General features: G+C 65.6%; 25 protein-coding genes. 23 read left to right on the forward strand and 2 right to left on the reverse strand.

Annotated features, from left to right (window positions below):
• The first annotated feature begins 9 nt into the window (after positions 1–9).
• The 15 genes from BRSPCE3_RS32250 to trmB all read left to right on the forward strand — a co-directional run bounded on the left by BRSPCE3_RS32250 (position 10) and on the right by trmB (position 12773).
• Complete coding sequence (locus tag BRSPCE3_RS32250) at positions 10–405, forward strand: hypothetical protein (protein ID WP_244070585.1); 396 nt, start codon at positions 10–12, stop codon at positions 403–405.
• 86 nt (positions 406–491) lie between these two features.
• Complete coding sequence (locus BRSPCE3_RS32255; protein ID WP_244070587.1) at positions 492–986, forward strand: universal stress protein; 495 nt, start codon at positions 492–494, stop codon at positions 984–986.
• Between the two features lie 144 nt (positions 987–1130).
• Positions 1131–1700: a NifU family protein gene (locus tag BRSPCE3_RS32260; protein WP_212019428.1), complete on the forward strand. Its 570-nt coding sequence runs from the start codon at positions 1131–1133 to the stop codon at positions 1698–1700.
• Positions 1701–1788: 88 nt separating this feature from the next.
• Positions 1789–2484, forward strand: coding sequence for a tRNA (adenosine(37)-N6)-threonylcarbamoyltransferase complex dimerization subunit type 1 TsaB (tsaB, locus tag BRSPCE3_RS32265; RefSeq protein ID WP_244070589.1), 696 nt, complete (start codon positions 1789–1791; stop codon positions 2482–2484).
• Entirely contained in the window at positions 2481–2966 is a 486-nt protein-coding gene (gene rimI, locus BRSPCE3_RS32270) for a ribosomal protein S18-alanine N-acetyltransferase (protein ID WP_244070592.1), read from the forward strand. The genes tsaB and rimI overlap by 4 nt, the downstream gene beginning before the upstream one ends.
• A 68-nt stretch (positions 2967–3034) precedes the next feature.
• Positions 3035–3487: a Fur family transcriptional regulator gene (locus BRSPCE3_RS32275; RefSeq protein WP_029082423.1), complete on the forward strand. Its 453-nt coding sequence runs from the start codon at positions 3035–3037 to the stop codon at positions 3485–3487.
• A 22-nt stretch (positions 3488–3509) separates the two neighbouring features.
• Entirely contained in the window at positions 3510–4208 is a 699-nt protein-coding gene (locus BRSPCE3_RS32280) for an HAD family hydrolase (protein ID WP_244070594.1), read from the forward strand.
• Positions 4209–4267: 59 nt separating this feature from the next.
• Positions 4268–5656, forward strand: coding sequence for a tRNA (N6-isopentenyl adenosine(37)-C2)-methylthiotransferase MiaB (gene miaB, locus BRSPCE3_RS32285; protein WP_244070596.1), 1389 nt, complete (start codon positions 4268–4270; stop codon positions 5654–5656).
• Positions 5657–5721: 65 nt separating this feature from the next.
• Positions 5722–6717 (forward strand): PhoH family protein, encoded by a 996-nt coding sequence (locus BRSPCE3_RS32290; protein ID WP_244070598.1) that lies wholly within the window; start codon positions 5722–5724, stop codon positions 6715–6717.
• A 68-nt stretch (positions 6718–6785) separates the two neighbouring features.
• Positions 6786–7283 (forward strand): rRNA maturation RNase YbeY, encoded by a 498-nt coding sequence (ybeY, locus tag BRSPCE3_RS32295; protein ID WP_244070600.1) that lies wholly within the window; start codon positions 6786–6788, stop codon positions 7281–7283.
• 1 nt (position 7284) lies between these two features.
• The gene (locus tag BRSPCE3_RS32300) at positions 7285–8400 is read left to right on the forward strand and encodes a hemolysin family protein (protein ID WP_244070602.1); all 1116 of its coding nucleotides are present in this window, start codon (positions 7285–7287) and stop codon (positions 8398–8400) included.
• The gene (gene lnt, locus BRSPCE3_RS32305) at positions 8397–10010 is read left to right on the forward strand and encodes an apolipoprotein N-acyltransferase (RefSeq protein WP_244070604.1); all 1614 of its coding nucleotides are present in this window, start codon (positions 8397–8399) and stop codon (positions 10008–10010) included. Before BRSPCE3_RS32300 ends, lnt begins: the two co-directional genes overlap by 4 nt.
• A gap of 262 nt (positions 10011–10272) precedes the next feature.
• Complete coding sequence (locus tag BRSPCE3_RS32310) at positions 10273–10689, forward strand: helix-turn-helix domain-containing protein (RefSeq protein WP_212019449.1); 417 nt, start codon at positions 10273–10275, stop codon at positions 10687–10689.
• A gap of 222 nt (positions 10690–10911) precedes the next feature.
• The gene (locus BRSPCE3_RS32315) at positions 10912–12036 is read left to right on the forward strand and encodes a M20 family metallopeptidase (RefSeq protein WP_244070606.1); all 1125 of its coding nucleotides are present in this window, start codon (positions 10912–10914) and stop codon (positions 12034–12036) included.
• Entirely contained in the window at positions 12033–12773 is a 741-nt protein-coding gene (gene trmB, locus BRSPCE3_RS32320; RefSeq protein ID WP_244070608.1) for a tRNA (guanosine(46)-N7)-methyltransferase TrmB, read from the forward strand. Before BRSPCE3_RS32315 ends, trmB begins: the two co-directional genes overlap by 4 nt.
• 49 nt (positions 12774–12822) lie before the next feature.
• Here the strand turns inward: trmB and BRSPCE3_RS32325 are convergent, their stop codons facing one another.
• On the reverse strand, positions 12823–13665 hold the full coding sequence (locus tag BRSPCE3_RS32325; protein WP_244070610.1) for a phytanoyl-CoA dioxygenase family protein: 843 nt from the start codon (positions 13663–13665) through the stop codon (positions 12823–12825).
• 125 nt (positions 13666–13790) lie between these two features.
• Complete coding sequence (locus BRSPCE3_RS32330) at positions 13791–14861, reverse strand: DUF2336 domain-containing protein (RefSeq protein ID WP_244070612.1); 1071 nt, start codon at positions 14859–14861, stop codon at positions 13791–13793.
• A gap of 339 nt (positions 14862–15200) precedes the next feature.
• Here BRSPCE3_RS32330 and rimP point away from each other — a divergent pair, with 339 nt between their 5' ends.
• The 8 genes from rimP (at position 15201) to pnp (ending at position 25535) form a co-directional block, all read left to right on the forward strand.
• Positions 15201–15989 carry a ribosome maturation factor RimP gene (rimP, locus tag BRSPCE3_RS32335; RefSeq protein ID WP_244070614.1) on the forward strand — a complete coding sequence of 263 codons (789 nt, stop codon included), beginning with the start codon at positions 15201–15203 and terminating at the stop codon, positions 15987–15989.
• A 3-nt stretch (positions 15990–15992) separates the two neighbouring features.
• On the forward strand, positions 15993–17612 hold the full coding sequence (nusA, locus tag BRSPCE3_RS32340; RefSeq protein ID WP_244070616.1) for a transcription termination factor NusA: 1620 nt from the start codon (positions 15993–15995) through the stop codon (positions 17610–17612).
• Between the two features lie 15 nt (positions 17613–17627).
• A complete protein-coding gene (locus BRSPCE3_RS32345) occupies positions 17628–18314 on the forward strand; it encodes an RNA-binding protein (RefSeq protein WP_244070617.1) in 687 nt (228 codons plus the stop codon).
• A 108-nt stretch (positions 18315–18422) separates the two neighbouring features.
• Positions 18423–21113 carry a translation initiation factor IF-2 gene (gene infB, locus BRSPCE3_RS32350; RefSeq protein ID WP_244070619.1) on the forward strand — a complete coding sequence of 897 codons (2691 nt, stop codon included), beginning with the start codon at positions 18423–18425 and terminating at the stop codon, positions 21111–21113.
• A 158-nt stretch (positions 21114–21271) separates the two neighbouring features.
• Positions 21272–21685: a 30S ribosome-binding factor RbfA gene (rbfA, locus tag BRSPCE3_RS32355; protein ID WP_244070621.1), complete on the forward strand. Its 414-nt coding sequence runs from the start codon at positions 21272–21274 to the stop codon at positions 21683–21685.
• On the forward strand, positions 21682–22791 hold the full coding sequence (gene truB / locus BRSPCE3_RS32360) for a tRNA pseudouridine(55) synthase TruB (protein ID WP_244070623.1): 1110 nt from the start codon (positions 21682–21684) through the stop codon (positions 22789–22791). Before rbfA ends, truB begins: the two co-directional genes overlap by 4 nt.
• 2 nt (positions 22792–22793) lie before the next feature.
• Positions 22794–23063, forward strand: a complete 270-nt coding sequence (rpsO, locus tag BRSPCE3_RS32365) for a 30S ribosomal protein S15 (protein ID WP_016844725.1) — start codon at positions 22794–22796, stop codon at positions 23061–23063.
• Positions 23064–23378: 315 nt separating this feature from the next.
• A complete protein-coding gene (gene pnp, locus BRSPCE3_RS32370; RefSeq protein ID WP_244070625.1) occupies positions 23379–25535 on the forward strand; it encodes a polyribonucleotide nucleotidyltransferase in 2157 nt (718 codons plus the stop codon).
• Positions 25536–25701 lie beyond the last annotated feature (166 nt).

A 25701-nucleotide genomic window follows, 5' to 3' on the forward strand; every position in this document is an offset into this window, starting at 1 on the left:
CGGCGTCTCATGCGGGCGCCGGACTTCGACAGGGATGGATGGTGCCTCGATGATGGCGAGGAGAGGCATCGCGCCGCTCCGGCGACGTTTCATATCCCGGATCGGGCGGCGCGGTCCTTTCTCCAGCCCGGCGATCTCGCCAAGCTGATCTTCATGATTGACGTCGAGGATGACGACGCCGTCGCCGTCGAGCGAATGTGGGTGATCGTCCGTGAACGCATTCCGGGCGGCTACATCGGCATCCTGGACAATGAGCCCCACTCGATCGCGGAAAACGATCAGCTTTGGAGCGGAACCGAATTGCCGTTCGAATACCGGCACATCATCGCGGTCGAGAAGAGCGATGAGAAAAGCATCGCACTTGCGAAGGCGCCCGTCCCCATTCCCTGGGATCGTTCAAGCTAGCATGCGCCCCGGCCTGTCGACGCCGCTTGAAGGAAACAGCCGCGCCGTGGCACCATGGGTTGGTTTGGTTCAGCACCGGGACATGCATGACCGCCCAGCGACGCAGCTACGAGCAAGGTCACAAGCCGAAATGCCTCGTCATCGTTGACGACACCGCGGAATGGGACCGCGCGGTCTATTACGCCAGCCGCTGGGCGATCCGGGTCGGCGGCGGCGTCCTGATGCTGCGGGTGATCGAGACGGAGGACCAGAACCAGCAATGGCTCGGGGTCGCCGACATCATGCGCGCGGAGGCCGAGGAAGCCGCCAATGAGGCGCTCGACCGCGCCGCCGGCCGCGCCAACGGGATTGCCGCCATCACCCCGGAACGGGTGATTCGCGAGGGCGACCCGACCGAGCAGATCCTCGACGTGATCGACAAGGACGTCGATATCGCCATGCTGGTGCTGGCTGCCAATCCGGGCGCCGAGGGCCCCGGGCCGATCATCACAACCATGGCCAAGACCATGGGCGCGTTCCCGATCCCGGTGACCATCGTGCCGGGCGGCCTGACCGACGCCGAGATCGACGCGCTGTCGTAAGCCTTATTGGCCCCGAAACCGGCTCCAGAGCATGGATGCAGGCCTGGAACCGCTGTTTTGCGGCTTGATCGCGGGCTTTTTAGTTGCCATTTGATGGGGGAACCCAACGCGCCGGCCTTGAACCGGCGACGCCGGAGACAGCAAATGTTCATTCAGACCGAAGCTACACCGAATCCCGCCACCCTGAAATTCATCCCGGGCCGCCTGGTGCTCGACACCGGCACCATGGAATTCTCCTCGGCCGAATCCGCCGCGCGCTCGCCGCTCGCCGAACGGCTGTTCGCCGTGTCCGGCGTCACCGGCGTGTTCTACGGCGCCGATTTCATCACCGTGACCAAGGCGGACGGCGACTGGCAGCACCTCAAGCCCGCGATCCTCGGCGCGATCATGGAGCACTACATGTCCGGCGCGCCGCTGCTCGCCGACGGCACCGCAGGCAGCGATGATGCGCGCGACGAGGAAGACGAGTTCTTCGACGAGGCCGATGCCGAGACGGTCGAGCAGATCAAGGATCTGATCGAGACCCGGGTGCGCCCGGCGGTTGCCAATGACGGCGGCGACATCACCTTCCGCGGCTTCAAGGACGGCATCGTCTATCTCAACATGAAGGGCTCCTGCGCCGGCTGCCCGTCATCGACCGCCACCTTGCAACACGGCATCCAGAACCTGCTCCGGCACTTCGTGCCCGACGTGCAAGAAGTCCGGCCGATGTGATGGAGCGGCGAATGGCGCGTGGCGGATGGCAAGTCGCGTTTTCCCGTAATTGCCAATTCGCCATTCCCTATTCGCTATTCGCCCTCCCATGATCATTCTCGCGATCGATACGGCGCTCGACGCCTGCTCCGCGGCGGTGCTCGACACCGACACCGGCAAGACGCTTGCGATCGAATCGCAGGCGATGCAGCGCGGCCATGCCGAGGCGCTGATGCCGCTGATCGGACGCGTGATGAGGGCGAGCGGCATCGGCTTTGCCGCGCTTGACCGCATCGCAGTCACCACCGGCCCCGGCAGTTTCACCGGGCTCCGCGTCGGCCTTTCGGCGGCGCGCGGCATCGCGCTATCCGCATCGAAGCCGGTCGTCGGCCTGTCCACGCTCGCCGCCTACGCCGCGCCGGTGGTTGCCGAGAATGGCCAGACTGCCATCCTGTCGGCGATCGATGCACGCCACGATCATGTCTATTTCCAGCTGGTCGGCGGCGACGGCAGTCCCGTCATCAAGCCAAAAGTGGCGCCGATCGAAGAAGCGCTCGCGGCCTCTCAACACGGCGCGCTGCATCTGGTCGGCAACGCCGCAAACATCCTGGCCGAGCGCTGGCCCGCCGACGCCGCGCCGCCGGTGAAGGTCGACCGGCAGCCCGCGCCCGACATCATCTGGGTCGCCTGGGTCGGCGCCGCCGTCGATCCCGAAACCGCGCCGCCGCGTCCATTTTATCTGCGCGCGCCCGACGCAAAGCCGCCGAAGGATCGGCTCGAAATCAGCGCGCCGCCGTCGACATGACCCGTTGGCTGTCACGATGGTGGAGCGGCGGTCCGCCCGCGGTCGAGCCCGCATCGGTGCGCGACGCGGCGCGGCTCGCGCAATTGCACGGCGCGTCGTTTCACCGCGGCTGGGGCGAAGGCGAGTTCGAGACGATGCTGACCGAGCGCAACACGCTGGTGCACCGGCTGCGGCAGGGTCGCAGGGTGATCGGCTTTGCGGTGTCGCGGATGGCGGCGGATGAAGCCGAAATCCTGTCGATCGCGATCGATTCCAATCAGCGCGGGCGCGGCCTGTCGCGCGACCTGCTGCTGACCCATCTCGGCCATCTTGCCGGCCGCGGCATCCGCACCATCTTCCTCGAGGTGGAAGAGAACAATGCGCCGGCGCGGCGGCTTTATGAAAGGGCCGGGTTCGGCGTGATCGGCCGCCGCGAACGTTATTACAAGCAGCCCGGTGGGGAACATTTGAACGCGCTTCTGATGCGGCGCGACTTGTCGTAACATCGCCGCGATGGCAGAACAGCGCCCTGCTCCGCCAACCAAGGTTTGAAGAATACGGCCTGAGACCCATGACCACGGTGAAAATCCCGCCTGCGCATAAGAATACCGGCATCGAGGCGCGCTGCGCCGCGACGGGCATGCGCATGACCGAACAGCGCCGCGTGATCGCGCGGGTGCTGGCGGAGGCCATGGATCATCCGGATGTCGAGGAGCTCTACCGCCGCTGCGTCGCAGTCGACGACAAGATCTCGATCTCGACGGTCTATCGCACCGTCAAGCTGTTCGAGGATGCCGGGATCATCGAACGTCACGACTTCCGCGAAGGCCGCGCGCGCTACGAGCAGATGCCCGAGAGCCATCACGACCACCTGATCAATCTGCGCGACGGCAAGGTGATCGAGTTCACCTCCGAGGAGATCGAGAAGCTGCAGGCCGAGATCGCGCGCAAGCTCGGCTACAAGCTGGTCGATCACCGGCTCGAGCTCTATTGCGTCCCGCTCGACGAAGACAGCAAGTCGTAGGCGTGCAACGCAGCGCCGAACCATGAGCTTCGATCTCGTCATCTTCGATTGCGACGGTGTGCTGGTTGACAGCGAGGTGATCTCCTGTCGCGCGCATGCGGACACGCTGACCCGGCACGGCTTTCCGATCACGCCCGACGGTGTGCTGAAGCGCTTCCTCGGCGTGTCGGACCGCGAGGCGCGGCGCATCGTCGAGAGCGAGATCGGCCGCGCGCTGCCCGAGACTTTCGAGGCCGAGGTCAAGCACGCGACGCTCAGTTTCTATGCCGACGATCTCAACGCGATCGCCCATGTCGGCGCGGCGATATCAGCGCTTGGCTTGCCGAAATGCGTGGCCTCCAGCGGCACGCCGGAGAAGATCCATCACGGCCTGACCTGCGCCGGGCTCTACGACCAGCTGGCGCCGCATATTTTCTCCGCGACGCAGGTCCAGCGCGGCAAGCCGGCGCCCGATCTGTTCCTGTTCGCGGCCGGACAGATGGGCGCGAACCCTTCGCGCTGCGTCGTGATCGAGGACAGCGTGGCCGGCGTCACCGGCGGGTGCGCCGCCGGAATGACCGTGCTCGGGTTTTACGGCGGCGGCCACTGCACCGCGGAACACGAGGGCATGCTGCGGCAGGCCGGCGCGGCCGTAACCTTCGCCGATATGCGCCAATTGCCCGATTTGATCGCCCAGGCCGGCCAAAAACACCGGTCGATCGCTGGATTTTCCGCGATTTAAGCTATATTTGAACCCCGGCGCCCCGATGGCGCCGTTTCCATTTCCGCATTCAGGGTTCCATGACGACGCCGCGCAAGCTGCACATCAAGTCCTATGGCTGCCAGATGAATGTCTACGATGCACAGCGCATGGTGGACACGCTGGCCGGCGAGGGCTTTGTCGAGACCGCGAGCGCCGAAGACGCCGACCTCGTCATCCTCAACACCTGCCACATCCGCGAGAAGGCGTCGGAAAAGGTCTACTCCGAACTCGGCCGGCTGCGCGTCGCCAAGGACGAGGCCGCGCGGGCCGGCCGCGAGATGAAGATCGCGGTCGCCGGCTGTGTTGCGCAGGCCGAAGGCGCCGAGATCATCCAGCGTGCACCGACCGTCGATATCGTGGTCGGGCCGCAGAGCTACCATCACCTGCCGGAGCTGCTGAAGCGCGCCAGGGAAAACGGCCGCGCGCTCGAAACCGAGTTTCCGGTCGAGGACAAGTTCGGCTTCCTGCCGCAGCCGAAGCCCGATGCGATCCGCGCTCGCGGCATCTCCGCCTTCGTCACGGTGCAGGAAGGCTGCGACAAGTTCTGCACCTTCTGCGTGGTGCCCTATACGCGCGGCGCCGAAGTCTCGCGTCCGGTCGCGAAAATCATCGACGATGTGAAGCAGCTCGCCGACAACGGCGTGCGCGAGTTCACGCTGATCGGACAGAACGTCAACGCCTATCACGGCGAAGGCCCCGACGGCCGCGTCTGGTCGCTCGGCAAATTGTTGCAGCGGCTCGCCGCCATCCCCGGCGTCATCCGGCTGCGTTATTCCACCAGCCATCCGCGCGATGTGGATGACGACCTGATCGCGGCGCATCGCGATCTGCCCGGACTGATGCCGTTCGTGCACCTGCCGGTGCAATCGGGGGCGGACCGGATCCTGGCCGCCATGAACCGCAAGCATACCGCCGATGACTACCGGCGCGTCATCGACCGGTTCCGTGCTGCGCGGCAAGACATTGCTTTTTCATCAGATTTTATCGTGGGCTTCCCCGGGGAGACCGCGGAAGAATTTTCCGCCACCCTCGCGCTTGTCACGCAAATCGGGTACGCTGCGGCGTATTCATTCAAATATTCGCCACGGCCGGGCACGCCGGCGGCGGAGATGCGGGAGACGGTGTCAGCAGCCGAGATGGACGAGCGCTTGGGGCGGCTTCAGGAATTGATCGACAGCCAGCAATCGGCCTTCAACCGTGCTGCGATCGGCACAACGGTCGACGTGCTGTTCGAGCGCGCCGCGCGCAATCCAGGCCAGATCGTCGGCCGCACCGCCTATCTGCAGCCCGCCCATGTGATGGCGTCGCCCGACATCATCGGCCAGGTCCGCTCGGTGCGGATCAACAGCCTTGAGCGCTACAGCCTGATCGGCGAGCTTGCGACGCCCGTAACGCCCGGCCTCATTTCGCAGACCATTGGAGCCTGAAATCCTTGCCCAAAAGCGCATCGGATTCGTCTTCGCTCGCTCCCAGCCGCAAACCCGACCGCGACATGCAAATGCCACCTGAGACTCAGGTCGTCATCGATTTCGACGACAACCGTGCCGCATCCGCGCTGGTCGGCCCCTACGGACAGAACTTGGCGCTGATCGAGCGGCGGCTCGGTGTCGTGGTCGATTCCCGCGGCAACCACGTCAGCATCGCAGGCTCCCGTGACGGCTGCGACGCGGCGCGGCGGGTGCTCGAGACACTCTATGCCCAGGCCGTCGCCGGACATGATCTCGACCAGGGCGAAGTCGAGGGCGCGATCCGCGCCGTGCTCGCGCAGGGCTCGCTGTTCGAATTCGACAACAAGACCGCCAAGTCGACCTTTGAAACCATCAATCTGCGCAAACGTCCGGTGCGCGCCCGCACCGCGGCGCAGGATTCCTATATCCGCGCGCTGAAGCGGCATGAATTGGTGTTCGGCATCGGCCCGGCCGGCACCGGCAAGACCTGGCTCGCGGTCGCGCACGCGGCACAGCTGTTCGAGCGCAAGGAGGTCGACAAGATCATCCTGACGCGGCCCGCGGTCGAGGCCGGCGAGCGGCTCGGCTTCCTGCCCGGCGATCTCAAGGAGAAGGTCGATCCGTATCTGCGCCCGATCTATGATGCGCTGTACGATCTGATGGATGCCCGCGTCGTCGAGCGCGCGCTGCAGGGCAACGAGATCGAGATCGCGCCGCTCGCCTTCATGCGCGGCCGCACCCTGACCAATGCCGCCATCATCCTCGACGAGGCGCAGAACACCACGACGATGCAGATGAAGATGTTCCTGACGCGTCTCGGCGAGAACAGCCGGATGATCGTCACCGGCGACCCGTCGCAGGTCGACCTGCCGCACGGCCAGGCCTCGGGGCTCACCGAAGCCGTGAAGCTGCTCGACGGCGTCGAGGGCATCGCACAGGTGCATTTCAAGGCCGAGGACGTCATTCGCCATGAATTGGTGGCGCGCATCGTGGCCGCCTATGAGGGATTGCCGCAAAAGCCGGCAAACGCCAGATCTTGAGACCAATAGCTTCGGCCGCGGGCCCGCGCGATGCGAGTTCCGGCCCTAACGCAGATTTTGAAACGAAGGTGTCCGCTTTTCCTGCAACCGAGGTTCTCGTCACCGCCGACTGCTGGCAGGCCGAGCCCAACGCCGACGCGGTGATTCATCGCGCGATCGAGGCTGCCGCGGAGATCGCCGATGCCGATGTCGCCGACGCCGAACTTGCGGTGATGCTGACCGACGATTCCGGCATTCGCACCCTCAACGCCAACTGGCGCAGCATCGACAAGCCGACCAACGTGCTGTCGTTTCCGGCGCTGCAGCCGGAAGGCGGCGGCGGACCCGATGATGCCCCGCGCATGCTCGGCGATATCGCGATCGCCTATCAGACGACGCGGCGGGAAGCGGATGAAGAGCAGAAACCGTTCGACCATCATTTGAGCCATCTCGCGGTGCACGGCTTCCTGCACCTGATCGGTTACGATCACGAGAACGACGACGATGCCGAGGACATGGAGGCGCTCGAGCGCGAGATCCTCTCCGCCCTCGGCATTCCCGACCCCTATGCGGATCGGACCGCCTGACATGCCGGATTCCGAACCAACCCATGACAATCCGCGCAACGTGAGCAACCTGCCCGCCGTGGTGCACGAAGGCGAGGTGCAGCGCCCGGCCGCCGCCGAAGGCTGGCTGGTGCGCGCGATCCGCACGCTGTTCGGCTGGAAGGCCGGCTCGGTGCGCGACGATCTGCAGGTGGTGCTCGACGCCTCGACCCCCGACGATGTCGGCTTCTCGGCGATCGAGCGCACCATGCTGCGCAACATCCTGTCGCTGAACGAGCGGCGGATCGCCGACGTCATGGTGCACCGCGCCGACATCGTCGCGGTCAAGCGCGACATCCCGCTCGGCGAATTGATGAGCCTGTTCGAGAGCGCGGCGCATTCGCGGCTCGTCGTCTACAACGAAACCCTCGACGACCCCGAGGGCATGGTGCACATCCGCGACCTGCTCGCTTTCATGACCGCGAAGGCGCGCGTCACCGACACCACCAAGACCAAGCGCAAGAAGCCGTTCCCGGCCGGGCTCGATCTGCGCAGCGTCGATCTCGCGCTGCCGCTGGCGGACGCCAACATCATCCGCAAGCTGCTCTACATCCCGCCCTCGATGCGCGCGATCGACCTGCTGGCGCAGATGCAGGCCTCGCGCATCCATCTCGCGCTGGTGGTCGACGAATATGGCGGCACCGACGGGCTGGTGTCGATCGAGGACATCGTCGAGCAGATCGTCGGCGAGATCGACGACGAGCACGATTCCGACGAGCCGCCCTCCATCGTGCGCCAGCCGGACAACTCCTTTATCGCCGACGCGCGCGCCAGCCTCGACGACGTCCGCTCGGTGATCGGCGAAGACTTCGTCACCGGCGAGGCCGGCGAGGAGGTCGAGACGCTCGGCGGCTATCTGGTGTCGTTCGTCGGCCGCCTGCCGGTGCGCGGCGAGGTGATCTCGGGGCCCGGCAATTACGAGGTCGAGGTGCTCGACGCCGATCCGCGTCGGGTCAAGCGCGTCCGCGTCACGACGCGCAAGGAACGGCCGGCGCCGCGCAAGGAACGCGAACGGCGCCGCGAGCAGGCACCGGACTCCGGAAACCCGCAGGCGAATGACAATCTGCCGCCGCCCGGCGAGGGAGCCGGACCGCAGTGAGGCTCTCCGACAGGCTCCGATCGATCGGTCTTGCCGTCATCCTGACCTGGGGATGGAAGCGCGCCGTCCTCGCGCTCGCCGCCGGCGCATTGTCATCGCTGGCCATGGCGCCGTTCAACGCCTGGCCGGTGCTGTTCCTGACATTTTCCATCGCGGTCTGGCTGATCGACGGCGCTGCTGCTGGACGCGGGCGCGGCTTGCCCGCCGCGGCGATGTCCGGCTTCTGGTTCGGCCTCGGCTATTTCGTGCCGGGGCTGTACTGGATCGGCTACGCCTTCTTCGTCGATGCGGACACGTTCGCCTGGCTGACACCGTTCGCGGTGCTCGGCCTGCCGGCCTATCTCGCATTGTTCACCGCCTTCGGCTTCGCGCTGGCGCGGCTGATCTGGCCGCGCGACGCCTCGCGCGTGCTGGCGCTCGCGGTCAGCCTGACGATCTCGGAATGGCTGCGCGGGCACATGCTGAGCGGCTTTCCGTGGAATGCGTTCGGCTATGCACTGACCGAACCGCTGGCGCTGGCCCAGACCGCCTCGCTGATCGGGTTGTGGGGCATGACGTTCCTGGCCGTCGCGATCTTCGCCAGCCCAGCCGTCCTGATCGACGGCGCCTCGCGCGGCCGCAAGCCGTGGCGCGCGCCGGTGGCGGCGGTGCTGACTCTCGCCGCGATGCTGGCGTTCGGCGTGGTCCGCCTCTCGCGCGAGCCGACCAGCATGGTCAGCGGCGTCAAGCTGCGCATCATGCAGCCCGATCTGCAGCAGGACGCCAAGTTCAACTACTCCGCCAAGGCGGCGGTGATGCAGAAATATCTCACTCTGTCGGATCGGGCCTCCGGGCCGCACTCCACCGGCGTCAGCGATTCCACCATCCTGATCTGGCCGGAATCCGCGTTTCCGTTCTTCCTGACCAAGGAAGCCGACGCGATGGCGCAGATCGCCGACCTGCTGCCGAAGGGAACCGTGCTGATCACCGGCTCGGTGCGCGCGCCCGATCTGCCGCCCAACGTTCGCATCACGCGCGCCTATAATTCCATCTACGTCATCGACCATGACGGCAGCGTGCTTGCGGTCTACGACAAGCTGCACCTTGTCCCATTCGGAGAATATCTGCCGTTCCAGGACTGGATGGAGAAGCTCGGCTTCGTGCAACTCACCAAGGTGCAGGGCGGCTTCATTCCCGGCACGATCCGCCGCACGCTCGACATTCCGAATGCGCCGCGCGTGCTGCCCTTGATCTGCTACGAGGCGATCTTTCCCGGCAATGTGGTGAGCCGCGACGACCGTCCCGGCTGGATCATCAACGTCACCAATGACGGCTGGTTCGGAATCTCGACCGGCCCCTATCAGCATCTGCAACAGGCCCGGTTGCGCTCGATCGAGGAAGGTCTGCCGATGGTGCGTGCCGCGAACACGGGCATCTCGGCCGTCATCGACCCGCTTGGACGCATTGTCGCGCAGCTCGGGCTTGGAATCGAAGGCGTGCTCGATGCCGGCCTGCCGACCGCCATCGCGCCGACGATCTACGCGCGTGCCGGGAACATCCCGGCCGCTGTGATTGTGTTGGTTGCCCTCGCAATCGTCTTGCGGAGGCGTTTTGTCAGGCGAAAGACCTGACCGCTGCATATCGGCGGTTGTCGCGAACCCGAAAAAACGTCGAAATTCGCCTCAGTATGATTCCACCAGTTGACAGATCGACCGTGCACTTCGCATTGTACGGGTCCACGCGAAATCACAAGTCAAGTCAGCCCCTTTGCGCAAATTGTCCGCATTTCGTCCCGATCCTCCTTGCAGGATTTGACGGCACCGGCGCCTGAGGCATACTCCACGTCCAACTTGCCTCAACCCCCGGGCGCGCAATCCCTTAGGAGAGTTGGAAATGTCCACCAAAGCGCCCAATCCTGTTGACAAATATGTCGGCAGCCGCGTCCGCATGCGACGCATCATGCTCGGCATGAGCCAGGAAAAATTGGGCGAGGCGTTAGGCCTGACGTTCCAGCAGGTGCAGAAGTACGAGAAGGGCACCAATCGCGTCGGCGCCAGCCGGCTGCAGCAGATCTCCGAGATCCTGCAGGTGCCGGTGTCTTTCCTGTTCGACGGCGGCCCGAGCGGCGTCAAGACCGCCGACGGCTTCAGCGAAGGCTCCTCGCCGACCTATGTCTCGGATTTTCTGGCAACCGCCGAAGGCCTGGCCCTGACCCGCGCCTTCACCCGCATCGCGGACGCCAAGCTCCGCCGCAGCATCGTCGAACTGGTCGAGCAGATCGCGGCGCGCGAGGCGGCCGAACAGGTCTGATTCGGCCATATCCGTTTGAGCGATCGTCAAATCTGGAATATGTCATTCCGGCATGCGTTAAGGCGTGACGAGTTCCGATGGAATCGTCGTCGCGCTTTAGCTCCTTGATGGAGCAAGGTCTTTCCGGAAAATCCGCGTCACCCATGCCCGGGTCACACTTCGGCGCGTGCGCTGAATGACAAAGCGAATTCACAGGCCAAATTCACAGGCGACGATAACAGCATGTCCAGCAATCCGTTCGAAACCACTGCCATCCTCGACGGCATCCGCCGCTGGGTCGAGATCGAGTCGCCGACGGAGCGGCCCGATCAGGTCAACAAACTGGCCGATCTCGTCGCGTCTGAATATCGCGACCTGCCCGCCACCGTCGACCGCGTTGCGGGACGCGACGGCTGCGGCGATCATCTGGTCGCGCGCTCGTCCTGGGGCCAGGACGCGCCGGGCATTCTGGTGTTGAGCCATCTCGACACAGTTCATCCGATGGGATTCATCGAACGGTTACCATTCAAGATCGAAGGCGACAGCGCGTTCGGTCCGGGCATCTACGACATGAAGGGCGGCGCCTACCTCGCCTATCATGCGTTCCGGCGGATCTGCGCCGAGGATGCGCGCCCGCCGCTCGGCATCACCCAGCTCTACGTTTCGGACGAGGAGATCGGCAGCCCGACCTCGCGGGCGCTGATCGAGGCCGAGGGCCGCAAAGCCAAATACGTGCTGGTGACCGAACCCGCGCGCGACGGCGGCAAGATCGTCACCGGACGCAAGGGCGTGGCGCGGTTCGACGTCCACATCAAGGGCGCGCCGGCGCATGCCGGCACCCGCCCCGAGGACGGCCGCAGCGCGATCCGGGAGCTCGGTCATGTGATCCTGACGCTGGAAGCGATGAACGACCTCAAGCGCGGCGTCACCGTCAATGTCGGCGTGGTCCGCGGCGGCACCAAGCCGAATGTGATCGCCGAAGAGGCCTATGCGGAAGTCGATCTGCGCGTGCCGACCATGGCCGACGCCGACGAGCTGGTGCCGAAGATCCTCGGAATCACCTCGCGCAGCGAGGGCGTCACCGTGAAGGTGACCGGCGAATTGAACCGGCCGCCCTACGAGAAGAGCAACGCCGGCGCCGCGCTCTACGAACACGCCAAGGGGCTTGCCGCCGAGCTCGGCTTCGAGCTGATCGACGTCTTCACCGGCGGCGGGTCCGACGGCAATTTCACCGCGCCGCATACCGCGACCCTCGACGGCCTCGGGGTCGACGGCAAGGGCGCGCACACCCATTACGAGCAGCTCTACATCTCGTCGATCGAGCCGCGCGCGCGGCTGCTCCACCGGCTCTATCAGACGCTGCGATGACACCGGCTCCGAACGACAGCGGCGATCGCGAGTCTCCCGACGACGGCGCGACGGCCCATTCGCGCGGCTCGTTCTTCGGGCGGCGCAAGGGCCACAAGCTGCGCCCGCATCAGGCCGACCTGATCGACACGCTGCTGCCGCATCTGTCGGTCGACATCTCGATGCCCGCGCCCGAGACGCTGACCGAATTGTTCGATGACGGCATCGAGAATGTCCGGCTCGAAATCGGCTTCGGCGGCGGCGAGCATCTGATCGCGGAAGCGCAGGCCTTTCCGGCGACCGGCTTCATCGGCTGCGAGCCCTATGTCAACGGGATGGCCAAGATCCTGACCCAGATCGAGGCGCAGAATATCGGCAACATCCGCCTGTTCGCCGGCGACGCGGCCGAGCTGCTGGCCTGGGCGCCAGCGCGCTCGCTCGCGCGCATCGACCTGATTCATCCCGATCCGTGGCCGAAGCGGCGGCACTGGAAGCGGCGCTTCGTGCAGGATGCAACGGTCACGGCGATGACGCGGCTGCTGCCGCCGGGCGGCGAATTCCGCTTCGTCAGCGACATCGACGACTACTGCGCCTGGACGCTCGCGCATCTGATGCGCTCGCCCGACTTCGCCTGGCTCGCCGAGCGCGCGATCGACTGGCTCGAGCCGTGGCCGAACTACACCATGACACGCTACGGCGCCAAGGCCGAGCGCGAAGGCCGCAAGGCGGCGTATTTGAGGTTTCGGCGATTGCCTTGATTGCCGTCATTCCGGGGCGTGCGAAGCACGAGCCCGGAATGACGAACAGTTACCCCTGTCCCGCCATCCGCGCCTTCCTGACGTCGGTCGCTTCCCAGACCATGCGCTTGCCGCGCTCGCGGCCGAGCAGCTCGATCGGATCGTGATTGTCGATGTGGCCGAACTGGCCCTTGTAGACGCTGTAGCCGCACAATTCCTGCAGGCGGCGCGGAAAGCGCGCCGCGGTCTCGCGCGGAATCCCGAGCTGCAGGTTTTCCTGCTGCCGCATCCAGCCCCAGCAATAGGCGCAAGAGAAGGCAAAGCGCCTGGCGTCACTGGTGTTGGCGCCGCCGCCATGCCACAGCGCGCTGTCGAACAGCATCACGCTGCCGGCCGGCATGGTCGCGGTGACCGCGTCGTAATGCTTGCCGTATTCCGGTGAGGAATCGAATGTGTGGCTGCGCGGAATGATCCGCGTCGCGCCATTGTCGTCGCGGAAATCCGACAGCGCCCAGATCGCATTGATCGTGATCGGAATGTGCGGCCGCGGCAGCGGGATCAACTGGGTGTCTTCGTAGATCGGCTGCGCCACCTCGCCGGGGCCGAGCACCAGCGAGCAGAACGACGACAGCAGGCATTCCCTGTCCAGCACGCGCTCGACCACCGGCAGCACGTTGTCATGCAGCGGCACCTCCCAGAACAGATCGTCATAGATCAGCAGGTTGTTGATGCGCAGCGTCTTGAAGCCTTCGAATGATGTCCGCGCAAGGCCGAGATTGTGCTCGCTCTCGATCCGCAGCACCGCGGCCTTTAATCCCTCGACCAATTCCGGTGAGGCGGCGCGCTCGATCACGGTGTATCCGTCGTCGCGGATCCGCTCGGCGTGCGATTGGATGTCGGCGTCCGTCAGCATGGCGATCTCCCCGTTGGCGCTGTGTCGCGCCTTGCGGAAAGCATAACGGAACGGCTCTCGTCCGTCACCCTGAGGAGCGCGGAACGCGCGTCTCAGGATGACGTGATGAAGAGTCGTCTTGCGGATTAGCGCGACTTCCAGAAATCCACGACGCGCTGCGCGGTCGACGGCATCAGGCGCACGAAATTCACCCGCGCGCCTTCGATATCCGCCGGCGACGGCACGCGGTTGGCGCCGAGCCGCATCAGGATCAAAGCGCGCACGGTCGACCATTCGAAGCCGATCGTCTTGCCGGCGATCAGGATCGGATCGTAGCGGTCGCCGGAGATCAGGCGATCGAGCGAGACGATCTTCACGCCGGTCATCGCGGCGAGCGCCGCCACGCATTCCTCGTATTTGAAGGCCTTCGCGAAGCCTGCCACCGCGGCCTCGTTCAATTCGCCGGCGCGGTGCAGCGCCAGGATCGTGCGTTGGGCAGCCGCGAAATCGCGGCCCTCGACTTGCGCGACGGCGCCCTCGATCTCGTTCATCGCCTGCTTGATCTCGGCCTGCCGTTCCGGCTTGGCGACGACGTGCAAGCGGCGGCGGATCACGTCGAGCGAGCCGGCCAGCAGGCTCTTCAGATGTGCGGGCGGAAGATCGTCGCGGCGGCCGATCCGCAAGGTCAGCACGCCGTCCTGGCCGGCACGCTGCACCAAGGTCGTGAAGGAGGCGTCCGAGAACGCCGCGCCGGCATTGCCGGCCGCGGATCGGATCACATCGCGGTCGCCGCGGCGGACCAGGACGTCGGTCAGCGCCGTCGAGAGCTTGGGCCGCTCGGCCATCGCCAGCAGATGGCCCTGGCCCTTGGCATTGGCGATCTCGACCAGCACCTTTTCGTCGATCACCGGCGATCGGCGCAGGAGCGGTCCTGCGATCGCCACCTCGTCCTCGTGGGCGAGCTGCCCGACCAGATGCCGCGGCGCGTTGGCGAGCAGCGCGAGCCGTTCGGCGAGATCGATCCGCGCAGCGAGCTCGGCGTGCGGCACCAGGCTGGTCAGCACGCCGTCGAACAGGTCGATATGGTCGGGGCGGAAGCTCGCGGCACCCTGCAGGAACAGCTCGCCGAGCCGCCGCGCGGCGTCGGCGCGGCGCTTGGGGTCGCCACGGCGAACGATGTCGTCGAGTTCCGGGATCAGCGCTGGGGCTGTCGTCATGAGCCTTGTCCAACCGGCGGCTTCTGCCGATTTTCGGCAATCTATGGCCCCGTTCGTAAACGGAGGGTTAGGTCGAATCTGGCCCCTCCGGGCCGCAAAATCGCGTTCCGCCCGACACGGAGGCCTTGCCGGACCCCGGCGAAAGAGCTATATCCACCGCAACTTATGGTATCTCATACGATCGCGTAGGAGAGTGGGCCCCCCGGGACCCGCTCTTTTTTATTACCTGACGGGACCCGGCGAGGCTGGATCCAGTTTGGGTAGCGTTAGCGGCCCCTTAAGGCCTCCAGAACAACACAGCAGACCTCAGCAGACCCTAGACAGCCTTTGACACTGGATATGACCGATCCGACCGCCACACCCGTGGACACCGAACTGCTCGCCGAGCCGCGGCTCGTGGTCGAGCCCGGGGTCGCGGCCCGCGTCGCCGCGGTCGCTGTCCCGGTGCTGCAGGGCATGGGCTATCGGCTGGTGCGCATCAAGGTCTCGGGTGACGCCGGCTGCACCGTGCAGATCATGGCGGAGCGCCCCGACGGCTCGATGCAGCTCGAGGATTGCGAGGCGATCTCGCGCGCGCTGTCGCCGGTGCTCGATGTCGCCGACCCGATCGAGCGCGCCTACCGGCTCGAGATCTCGTCGCCCGGCATCGACCGCCCGCTGGTGCGCCGCTCCGACTTCGAACGCTACACCGGGCATCTCGTGAAGATCGAGATGGCCGTGCCGCATCAGGGCCGCAAGCGGTTCCGCGGCCTGCTCGCCGGCGTCGAAGACAACGCGGTGCGCATCAAGCGTGACGATCCGCGCCCCACCGAAGACGCCGAGGTCCTCCTGGTGATGGAAGACATCTCGGACGCCCGGCTGGTGCTGACCGACGAGCTGATCGAGGAATCGATGCGCCGCGGCAAGGCCGCCGAGCGCGAGCTGCGCCGCGAGCTCGGCCTGGCGCCGCCGCAGCCGGCCCACGCCAAGAACAGCGATCCCACGAAGAGCCAGAAGCCGAAACCCAAGTCTGGTGACAAGCCTGCTCACATGCCCGGCAACAAGCCGGCTCCGACCAACACCAAAAAGCACCGCCTGGCCGCCGAGCGCGCACGCCGTGGCGAGATCGATCCATTCGAAGGAGACTAAGCCATGGCAGTCAGCGCCAACAAACTCGAACTGCTGCAGATCGCAGACGCAGTTGCGCGCGAAAAGTCGATCGACCGCTCCATCGTGATCGCGGCGATGGAAGACGCCATCGCCAAGGCCGCCCGCGCCCGCTACGGCAGCGAGACCGACGTCCATGCCGAGATCGATGCCAAGAAGGGCGAGCTGCGGCTGACCCGCCACATGCTGGTGGTCGATGTCGTCGAAAACTCCTCGAACCAGATTTCGCTGCACGATGCGCAGCGCGCCAATCCGGGCGCCCAGGTCGGCGACACCATCGCCGACACGCTGCCGCCGCTGGAATATGGCCGCATCGCCGCGCAGTCCGCCAAGCAGGTGATCGTGCAGAAGGTGCGCGAGGCCGAGCGCGACCGGCAGTACCAGGAATTCAAGGACCGCATCGGCGACATCGTCAACGGCATCGTCAAGCGCGTCGAATATGGCAGCGTGATCGTCGATCTCGGCCGTGGCGAAGCGATCGTGCGCCGCGACGAGATGCTGCCGCGCGAAGTGTTCCGCAACGGCGACCGCGTCCGCGCCTATATCTTCGACGTCCGCCGCGAGACCCGCGGCCCGCAGATCTTCCTGTCGCGCACCCATCCGCAGTTCATGGCCAAGTTGTTCGCGCAGGAAGTGCCGGAAATCTACGACGGCATCGTCGAGATCAAGGCGGTCGCCCGCGATCCCGGGTCGCGCGCCAAGATCGGCGTGATCTCGCGCGATTCCTCGGTCGACCCGGTCGGCGCCTGCGTCGGCATGCGCGGCTCGCGCGTGCAGGCCGTGGTGAACGAGCTGCAGGGCGAGAAGATCGACATCATTCCGTGGTCGCCCGACATCGCGACCTTCGTGGTCAACGCGCTGGCGCCGGCCGAAGTCGCCAAGGTCGTCATCGATGAGGAGCGCGAGCGTATCGAGGTCGTGGTTCCCGACACCAACAACCAGCTGTCGCTGGCGATCGGCCGGCGCGGCCAGAACGTCCGCCTGGCCTCGCAGCTGACCGGCTGGGACATCGACATCCTGACCGAGCAGGAAGAGTCGGAGCGCCGCCAGGCCGACTTCGAGAACTCGACCCGCGTGTTCATGGAAGCGCTCAATGTCGACGAAGTGGTCGGCCAGCTGCTCGCCTCGGAAGGCTTCACCTCGGTCGAGGAACTCGCTCTCGTCGACGTCAAGGAACTCGCCGGTATCGAAGGTTTCGACGAGGAGACCGCCACCGAGTTGCAGACCCGCGCCCGCGAATATCTGGAACAGCTCGAGGCCGAGCTGGAAGCCAAGCGCAAGGAACTCGGCGTCGAGGACGCCATGAAGGACGTGCCCGGCATCACCGGCAAGATGCTGGTGAAACTCGGCGAAAACGACGTCAAGACGGTCGAGGATCTCGCCGGCTGCGCCACCGACGATCTGGTCGGCTGGACCGAGCGCAAGGAAGGCGGCGAGCCGACCAAGCATGCCGGGTTCCTCGACGGCATCGAGATCTCGCGCGACGAGGCCGAGGCGGTGATCATGCAGGCCCGCCTGAAGGCCGGCTGGATCACCGAGGCCGACCTCGCCAAGCCGGCTGAAGAGGCCGACACCGACGCCGAAGCCGAAACAGCGGCGTCGTAAGGAGATGCCCCACGGATGCTCGCCCAGGCTGACCCCGATCTCGACGATGGACCGCGGACGCAGAAGTCCGCGACCACTCGGATGTGCGCGGTCAGCCGTGAGGTCCGTCCGGTCGACGAGCTGATCCGGTTCGTCGTCGCGCCCACGGGCGAGGTGATGGCGGATCTCAAGCGCAAGCTGCCCGGCCGCGGATTATGGATTTCCGCATCACGGCACAGCGTTGCGGAAGCGGTCCGTCGTCACCATTTTAGCAAGGGATTCAAGCGCAATATCCGCGTCGCGCCGACCCTTCCCGCCGACACCGAGGCCCTCTTGGTCCGCAGCGTCACCGAGGCCCTGGCGATGGCCGCCAAGGCCGGCCAGGTCGTCGCAGGCTTCGGCAAGGTCGAGGACGCACTCAACCGGAACGAAACTGCAGCCCTGATCCACGCTTCCGACGGCGCGGCGGACGGAATCCGCAAATTGGACGCGATCCTCAGGCAAAGGGGCGAAAAACGTGGTGAATCGCCGGTAATCGCCGTCGTCAATGTTTTGACGTCGGAAGAATTGGATTTGGCACTTGGGCGGTCAAATGTGATACATGCTGCGCTGCTCGCGGGCCCAGCGAGCAAGACGTTCCTGTCGCGCTGCCAGTTGCTGGTCCGATACCGGATGGCCGACGACGACAAGACCGCCGAAGCGGCCAGAAATTCCAGAGCCTGATCCAGGAGGGCGGAGGCCGCCTTTCCGATCGGATTATGCTCAGCAAACGACGACACGTTGAAGGATTTGTGCGGCAAACGCACAGCGAAACGAGATTAGGACTGCTGAATGGTTGATACCAAGACCCCTGGCGACAAGACTTTGAGTGTTCCGAGCAAGACGTTGTCGCTAAAGCCGCGCGTCGAGACGGGCACCGTGCGCCAGAGCTTCAGCCACGGCCGGACCAAGCAGGTCGTGGTCGAGAAGCGCGGCAAGCGCCGCGTCGGTGGCGATGGCCCCGGCGAGGCGCATGCGCCCGAACCCGTGGTTGCAAAGCCCGCGGCGCCGCCGCCTGTCGCCAAGCCGCCGATGGGCCGCCCCGCGCCCCAGCCGCAGCGTAACACCCGCTCCGGCGTGGTGCTGCCGACCCTGACCGAGGACGAGCGTTCCGCGCGCGCCAATGCGCTTGCCGACGCCCGTCAGCGCGACGTCGAGGAGCGCCGCCAGGCCGAAGAGGAAGCCAAGCGCCGCGCCGTTCGCGAGGCTGCCGAGAAGGCTGAGCGCGAGGCCGCCGAAACCCGCCGCAAGGCGGAAGAGGAACGTCACCGCCACGAGGAAGAGGCCAAGCGCAAGGCCGAAGTCGAGGCCAAGCGTCGCTTCGGCGAAGGCGAGGCCAAGCCCGGCGCGCCGGCCGCCCCGGCGGCCAGGCCCGCGACATCGGCACCTGCATCCGCTCCGCCCGCCCGTGCGCCCGCAGCACGCCCGACGACCACGACAACCGCGCGCACACCAGCCTCCGCGCCGAGGCCGGCGGCGGTTGCGGCCGGGCCCGACGAAGACGAGGGTCCGCGCCTGGTGCGCCGCCCCGGCGGCGCCGTGCGCCCCGCCGCGGCTCCGAAGACCACCCACAAGCCCGGTCCGCAGAAAGAGCGCGGTCGCCTCACCCTGACCACCGCGCTCAACGCCGATGACGTCCGCGAGCGCTCGATCGCCTCGTTCCGCCGCCGCACCCAGCGCCTGAAGGGGCATGCGTCGAACGAGCCCAAGGAAAAGCTGATCCGCGAAGTCGTCATCCCGGAAGCGATCACGATCCAGGAGCTCGCGAACCGCATGTCGGAACGCGCGGTCGACGTCATCCGCATGCTGATGAAGCAGGGCGCGATGCACAAGATCACCGACGTGATCGATGCCGACACCGCGCAGCTGATCGCCGAAGAGCTTGGTCACAGCGTCAAGCGCGTTGCCGCGTCGGACGTCGAAGAGGGCCTGTTCGACGTCGTCGACAATTCCACCGACACCGAGCCGCGTTCGCCCGTGGTCACCGTGATGGGTCACGTCGACCACGGCAAGACCTCGCTGCTCGACGCGCTGCGCCACGCCAACGTGGTGTCCGGCGAAGCCGGCGGCATTACCCAGCATATCGGCGCCTATCAGGTGCTGTCGCCCGAGAGCGGCACCAAGATCACCTTCATCGACACGCCCGGCCACGCCGCGTTCACCGCGATGCGCGCCCGCGGCGCCAAGGTCACCGACATCGTCGTGCTGGTGGTTGCGGCCGATGACGGCGTGATGCCGCAGACGATCGAGGCGATCAACCACGCCAAGGCGGCCAAGGTGCCGATGATCGTGGCGATCAACAAGATCGACAAGCCCGATGCGCGGCCCGAGCGCGTCCGCACCGAATTGCTGCAGTACGAGGTGCAGGTCGAATCGCTCGGCGGCGACGTCGTCGACGTCGAGGTCTCGGCCAAGAACAAGACCAATCTCGACAAGCTGCTCGAGATGATCGCGCTGCAGGCCGAAATCCTCGATCTGAAGACCAACTCGGAGCGTCCGGCGGAAGGCACCGTGATCGAAGCCAAGCTCGATCGCGGCCGCGGTCCGGTCGCGACCGTGCTGGTGCAGCGCGGCACGCTGCGCGTCGGCGACATCATCGTGGCCGGCGCCGAAATGGGCCGCGTTCGCGCGCTGATCTCCGACCAGGGCGAGAATCTCGAAGAGGCCGGTCCGTCCGTGCCGGTCGAGGTGCTCGGCTTCAATGGTCCGCCGGAAGCCGGCGATCGTCTCGCCGTGGTCGAGAACGAAGCCCGCGCCCGCCAGGTCACGAGCTACCGCGCGCACCAGAAGCGCGAGAACGCGGCTGCCTCGATCTCCGGCATGCGCGGCTCGCTCGAGCAGATGATGTCGCAGCTGAAGACCGCGGGCCGCAAGGAGTTCCCGCTGATCGTCAAGGCCGACGTGCAGGGCTCGCTGGAAGCGATCCTGGGCTCGCTCGAGAAGCTCGGCACCGACGAAGTCGCCGCCCGCATCCTGCATGCCGGCGTCGGCGGCATCTCGGAGTCCGACGTCACGCTGGCGGAAGGCTTCAATGCCGCGATCATCGGCTTCTCGGTCCGCGCCAACAAGGAAGCGGCCGCCGCAGCCAAGCGCAACGGCATCGAGATCCGCTACTACAACATCATCTACGACCTCGTGGATGACATCAAAAAGGCGATGTCCGGCCTGCTCGCGCCCACGCTGCGCGAAACCATGCTGGGCAACGCGCAGATCCTGGAAGTGTTCAACATTTCCAAGGTCGGCAAGGTCGCGGGTTGCCGCGTCACCGACGGCACCGTGGAACGCGGCGCCAACGTTCGCCTGATCCGCGACAACGTCGTGGTGCACGAAGGCAAGCTGTCGACGCTGAAGCGCTTCAAGGATGAAGTGAAGGAAGTGGTCTCCGGCCAGGAGTGCGGCATGGCATTCGAGAACTACGGCGACATGCGTGTCGGCGACGTGATCGAGTGTTACCGCATCGAGACGATCCAGCGCTCTCTGTAAGTCCAAATCTTACCAAGCGTTGGGTCCATTTGACTGAAAATGCGACGACGTGGCCGGACTTTGGTCCGGCCACCAGCGCATTGCCCGATTGAAAGCAAAGTCAGGACATTGATGCCCGCGGCCACGGCCTGCGGGCGCGACGGTTTTGGAAGAAGGTCATGCCCCGTCAAAAGAAGAGTTCCAGCCCCGGCGGATCACAACGTCAGCTGCGCGTCGGCGAAACCGTTCGCCACGCGGTTGCCGAGATTCTGTCGCAGGGTGAGGTTCACGATCCCGATCTCGAAGGCCACATCATCACCGTTCCCGAGGTGCGTATGTCGCCGGACCTGAAGCTCGCGACGATCTACGTGATGCCGCTCGGCGGCCGCGACACCGACGCGGTGATCACGGCGCTCGAGCGCAACAAGAAGTTCCTTCGCGGCGAGATCGCGCATCGCGTCAATCTGAAATTTGCACCCGACATTCGCTTCCGCGTCGACGAGCGGTTCGACGAGGCGGCGCGCATCGAGAAACTACTGCGGACACCTGCGGTGCAGCGAGACCTTGCACCCGATTCGGACGACGAGGAATGACTGTGATGACGACCAACAGCGTGATCGACGCGAAGGATTCCGACGCGCGCGACGCTGAGCGGGATGCTTTTGCCGGGCCGCGCACCGACGATGCGCGCCGCACCAACAACGACCCGCGCCACAAGCAGGGCAGGCCGAACCAGCAGCCGCGGCGCGACAAGCGCGACGTCCATGGCTGGGTGGTGCTCGACAAGCCGATCGGCATGACCTCGACCCAGGCGGTCGCCGTGCTCAAGCGCCTGTTCCAGGCCAAGCGCGCCGGCCATGCCGGCACCCTCGATCCGCTCGCCTCCGGCGGGCTGCCGATCGCGCTCGGCGAGGCCACCAAGACGGTGCCGTTCGTGATGGACGGCCGCAAGCGCTACCGCTTCACGGTGTGCTGGGGCGAGGAGCGCGACACCGACGACACCGAGGGACGGCCGGTCCGGACCAGCGAGAACCGGCCGACCGCCGATTCGATCCGCGAGCTGCTGCCGCGCTTCACCGGGGTGATCGAGCAGATCCCGCCGCAATATTCGGCGATCAAGGTGCAGGGCGAGCGGGCCTATGATCTGGCGCGCGATGGCGAGACCGTGGAACTGAAGCCCCGCCCGGTCGAAATTCACGAATTAACCCTTGTGGAACATGGAGATAACGGCCAATCCGTGTTCGAGGCCGAGTGCGGCAAGGGAACCTATGTCCGGGCCCTGGCCCGCGATATGGGCCGGATTCTGGGCTGTTTCGGCCATATCTGCGCCCTGCGGCGGACCCTTGTCGGTCCGTTTACCGAACGGGACATGATTCCGCTGGAACAGTTGGAGGCTTTGTGCAATAGAGCCGCGTCTGGCGAGGGCAGCCTCGCCGACGCGCTTTTGCCCGTTGAGACCGCGCTGGACGACATCCCGGCACTGGCCGTCACACGGGCTGATGCGGCAAGGCTCCACAGGGGCCAGGCCGTTTTGTTGCGCGGACGGGATGCGCCCAATACCAGCGGCACAGTCTATGTCACGGTGGCAGGCCGGCTTCTCGCGCTTGCTGAAATTGGCAATGGCGAACTCATCCCCAAGCGCGTGTTCAACCTGAACGGACTGACTGCCGGTCCGGCTCGCAACGATGAAAGCAACTGACGATGTCGATTACCGCCGAACGCAAAGCGGAAGTCATCAAGACGAATGCCAACAAAGCCGGCGACACCGGCTCGCCTGAGGTCCAGGTCGCGATCCTGTCGGAACGCATCAATAACCTCACCGAGCACTTCAAGAGCCATGTGAAGGACAACCATTCACGCCGCGGCCTCCTGAAGCTCGTGTCGACGCGCCGTTCCCTGCTTGACTACATCAAGCGCAAGGACGAGGCGCGCTACAAGGCGCTGCTCGAGAAGCACAACATCCGTCGTTGATTTGAAAAGCACGCGCGCGAGAATTCGCGCGCGTTTTCGCATGGTCGTCCGTGAAATCGGGCTTTCGAATTGTCGAAAGATGATCATGCGCAGCATGGCAGTCGCGCCATGCCAACTAGCGTCCAGCAGCAATCCGGCCGCTGGACCGGGCAAGATGCCCAGATGACCGAAAGGATGGACGCCATCCGAAATCCAGGGACCATGGCAGGATCGCCGGATGCTGATCGCAACACGCGCATCAGTGTCTCGCCGTCTTGGCATGGTCTTTGTGTTTCAGGGCGCCGTGCTTTCGTGAAACCATGAAAGAAAACCGAAATGTTCAATTCGCATTCCGTCGAGATCGACTGGGGTGGACGTCCCCTCAAACTTGAAACCGGCAAGATCGCCCGCCAGGCCGACGGTGCCGTGATGGCGACCTACGGCGAGACCGTGGTGCTTGCCACCGTCGTCGCGGCGAAGGCGCCGCGCGAGGGCGTCGACTTCCTGCCGCTCACGGTCGACTATCAGGAGAAGACCTACGCTGCGGGCCGCATTCCCGGCGGTTACTTCAAGCGCGAGGGCCGTCCGACCGAAAAGGAGACGCTGGTCTCCCGCCTGATCGACCGCCCGATCCGTCCGCTGTTCGTCGACGGCTGGCGCAACGAGACCCAGGTGATCGTCACCGTGCTCTCACACGACATGGAGAACGATCCGGACATCGTGTCGCTGGTCGCCGCCTCCGCCGCCCTGACGCTGTCGGGCGCGCCGTTCAAGGGCCCGATCGGCGCCGCGCGCGTCGGCTTCGCCAATGACGAGTTCATCCTCAACCCGACGCTGGACGAGATGACCGAGACCCAGCTCGACCTGGTCGTCGCCGGCACCGCCGACGCCGTGCTGATGGTGGAATCGGAAGCCAAGGAGCTCAACGAAGACGTGATGCTCGGCGCGGTCATGTTCGGCCACCGCCACTTCCAGCCGGTGATCAACGCGATCATCGAGCTCGCCGAGAAAGCCGCCAAGGAGCCGCGCGAAGTCACCACGATCGACAATTCGGAGATCGAGAAGGAGATGCTCGGCATCGCCGAGCAGGAGCTCCGCAAGGCCTATGCGATCCCGGTCAAGCAGGAGCGCTATGCCGCCGTCGGCGCCGTCAAGGAGAAGGTGCTGGCGCACTTCTTCCCGGAAGGCCAGGAGCCGAAATACGACAAGCTGCGCGTCGCCGGCGTGTTCAAGGAACTGGAAGCCAAGATCGTTCGCTGGAACATCCTCGACACCGGCAAGCGCATCGACGGCCGTGACGCCAAGACCGTGCGCAACATCGTCGCCGAAGCCGGCGTGCTGCCGCGCGCCCACGGTTCGGCGCTGTTCACCCGCGGTGAGACCCAGGCGATGGTCGTGACCACGCTCGGCACCGGCGAGGACGAGCAGTACATCGACGCGCTGTCGGGGACCTACAAGGAAACGTTCCTGCTGCACTACAACTTCCCGCCCTACTCGGTCGGTGAAACCGGTCGCCTCGGCGGCACCAAGCGCCGCGAGATCGGCCACGGCAAGCTCGCCTGGCGCGCGATCCACCCGGTGCTGCCGCCGCATCACGAGTTCCCGTACACGATCCGCGTGGTCTCCGAGATCACCGAGTCGAACGGCTCGTCCTCGATGGCCTCGGTCTGCGGCGCTTCGCTGTCGCTGATGGACGCCGGCGTGCCGCTGAAGCGGCCGACCGCCGGTATCGCCATGGGCCTGATCCTCGAAGGTCAGCGCTTCGCGGTGCTGTCGGACATCCTCGGTGACGAGGATCATCTCGGCGACATGGACTTCAAGGTCGCCGGTACCGACCAGGGCATCACCTCGCTCCAGATGGACATCAAGATCGAGGGCATCACCGAGGAGATCATGAAGGTTGCGCTTGGCCAGGCCAAGGAAGGGCGCATCCACATCCTGGGTGAAATGTCCAAGGCCCTGACCGCGGCGCGTGCCGAGCTCGGCGAATACGCCCCGCGCATCGAGACCTTCAAGATCGCCACCGACAAGATCCGCGAAGTGATCGGCACCGGCGGCAAGGTGATCCGCGAGATCGTCGAGAAGACCGGCGCCAAGGTCAACATCGAGGACGACGGCACCGTCAAGGTCGCCTCCAACGACGGCGAGGCGATGAAGGCCGCGATCAAGTGGATCAAGTCGATCGCTTCCGATCCGGAGGTCGGCCAGATCTACGAGGGCACCGTCGTCAAGGTGATGGAGTTCGGCGCGTTCGTGAACTTCTTCGGCGCCAAGGACGGACTGGTCCACATCAGCCAGCTCGCGTCCAACCGCGTGCAGAAGACCTCCGACGTCGTCAAGGAAGGCGACAAGGTCAAGGTCAAGCTGCTCGGCTTCGACGATCGCGGCAAGACCCGCCTGTCGATGAAGGCGGTCGACCAGGAGACCGGTGAGGACCTCGAGGCCAAGCAGAAGAGCGACGCCCCGGCCGCGCGCGAAGCTGCCGGCGAGTAAGCCAAACCAACCGGCAAACTGATCATTACGAAAGGGCGGCCCAAGGGCCGCCCTTTTTGCTTTTGGAGGCTCGGACGCAGATCAATCCCGGCTGATCGGCGTGCGCGGTCTTGACCCGACATTGTGACCGACACCGTTGGAACCCGTTCACAACTTGCGCCTAACA

Origin of the sequence: Bradyrhizobium sp. Ce-3 (assembly GCF_022835695.1) — a bacterium.
Lineage (GTDB): Bacteria > Pseudomonadota > Alphaproteobacteria > Rhizobiales > Xanthobacteraceae > Bradyrhizobium.

Excerpts from the sequence above, each read along its gene's own strand:
- BRSPCE3_RS32250 (WP_244070585.1), top strand. The coding sequence starts at position 10 with ATGCGGGCGCCGGACTTCGACAGGGATGGATGGTGCCTCGATGATGGC.
- BRSPCE3_RS32255 (WP_244070587.1), top strand. The coding sequence starts at position 492 with ATGACCGCCCAGCGACGCAGCTACGAGCAAGGTCACAAGCCGAAATGC.
- BRSPCE3_RS32260 (WP_212019428.1), top strand. The coding sequence starts at position 1,131 with ATGTTCATTCAGACCGAAGCTACACCGAATCCCGCCACCCTGAAATTC.
- tsaB (WP_244070589.1), top strand. The coding sequence starts at position 1,789 with ATGATCATTCTCGCGATCGATACGGCGCTCGACGCCTGCTCCGCGGCG.
- rimI (WP_244070592.1), top strand. The coding sequence starts at position 2,481 with ATGACCCGTTGGCTGTCACGATGGTGGAGCGGCGGTCCGCCCGCGGTC.
- BRSPCE3_RS32275 (WP_029082423.1), top strand. The coding sequence starts at position 3,035 with ATGACCACGGTGAAAATCCCGCCTGCGCATAAGAATACCGGCATCGAG.
- BRSPCE3_RS32280 (WP_244070594.1), top strand. The coding sequence starts at position 3,510 with ATGAGCTTCGATCTCGTCATCTTCGATTGCGACGGTGTGCTGGTTGAC.
- miaB (WP_244070596.1), top strand. The coding sequence starts at position 4,268 with ATGACGACGCCGCGCAAGCTGCACATCAAGTCCTATGGCTGCCAGATG.
- BRSPCE3_RS32290 (WP_244070598.1), top strand. The coding sequence starts at position 5,722 with ATGCAAATGCCACCTGAGACTCAGGTCGTCATCGATTTCGACGACAAC.
- BRSPCE3_RS32300 (WP_244070602.1), top strand. The coding sequence starts at position 7,285 with ATGCCGGATTCCGAACCAACCCATGACAATCCGCGCAACGTGAGCAAC.
- BRSPCE3_RS32310 (WP_212019449.1), top strand. The coding sequence starts at position 10,273 with ATGTCCACCAAAGCGCCCAATCCTGTTGACAAATATGTCGGCAGCCGC.
- BRSPCE3_RS32315 (WP_244070606.1), top strand. The coding sequence starts at position 10,912 with ATGTCCAGCAATCCGTTCGAAACCACTGCCATCCTCGACGGCATCCGC.
- trmB (WP_244070608.1), top strand. The coding sequence starts at position 12,033 with ATGACACCGGCTCCGAACGACAGCGGCGATCGCGAGTCTCCCGACGAC.
- BRSPCE3_RS32325 (WP_244070610.1), bottom strand. The coding sequence starts at position 13,665 with ATGCTGACGGACGCCGACATCCAATCGCACGCCGAGCGGATCCGCGAC.
- BRSPCE3_RS32330 (WP_244070612.1), bottom strand. The coding sequence starts at position 14,861 with ATGACGACAGCCCCAGCGCTGATCCCGGAACTCGACGACATCGTTCGC.
- rimP (WP_244070614.1), top strand. The coding sequence starts at position 15,201 with ATGACCGATCCGACCGCCACACCCGTGGACACCGAACTGCTCGCCGAG.
- nusA (WP_244070616.1), top strand. The coding sequence starts at position 15,993 with ATGGCAGTCAGCGCCAACAAACTCGAACTGCTGCAGATCGCAGACGCA.
- BRSPCE3_RS32345 (WP_244070617.1), top strand. The coding sequence starts at position 17,628 with ATGCTCGCCCAGGCTGACCCCGATCTCGACGATGGACCGCGGACGCAG.
- infB (WP_244070619.1), top strand. The coding sequence starts at position 18,423 with ATGGTTGATACCAAGACCCCTGGCGACAAGACTTTGAGTGTTCCGAGC.
- rbfA (WP_244070621.1), top strand. The coding sequence starts at position 21,272 with ATGCCCCGTCAAAAGAAGAGTTCCAGCCCCGGCGGATCACAACGTCAG.
- truB (WP_244070623.1), top strand. The coding sequence starts at position 21,682 with ATGACTGTGATGACGACCAACAGCGTGATCGACGCGAAGGATTCCGAC.
- rpsO (WP_016844725.1), top strand. The coding sequence starts at position 22,794 with ATGTCGATTACCGCCGAACGCAAAGCGGAAGTCATCAAGACGAATGCC.
- pnp (WP_244070625.1), top strand. The coding sequence starts at position 23,379 with ATGTTCAATTCGCATTCCGTCGAGATCGACTGGGGTGGACGTCCCCTC.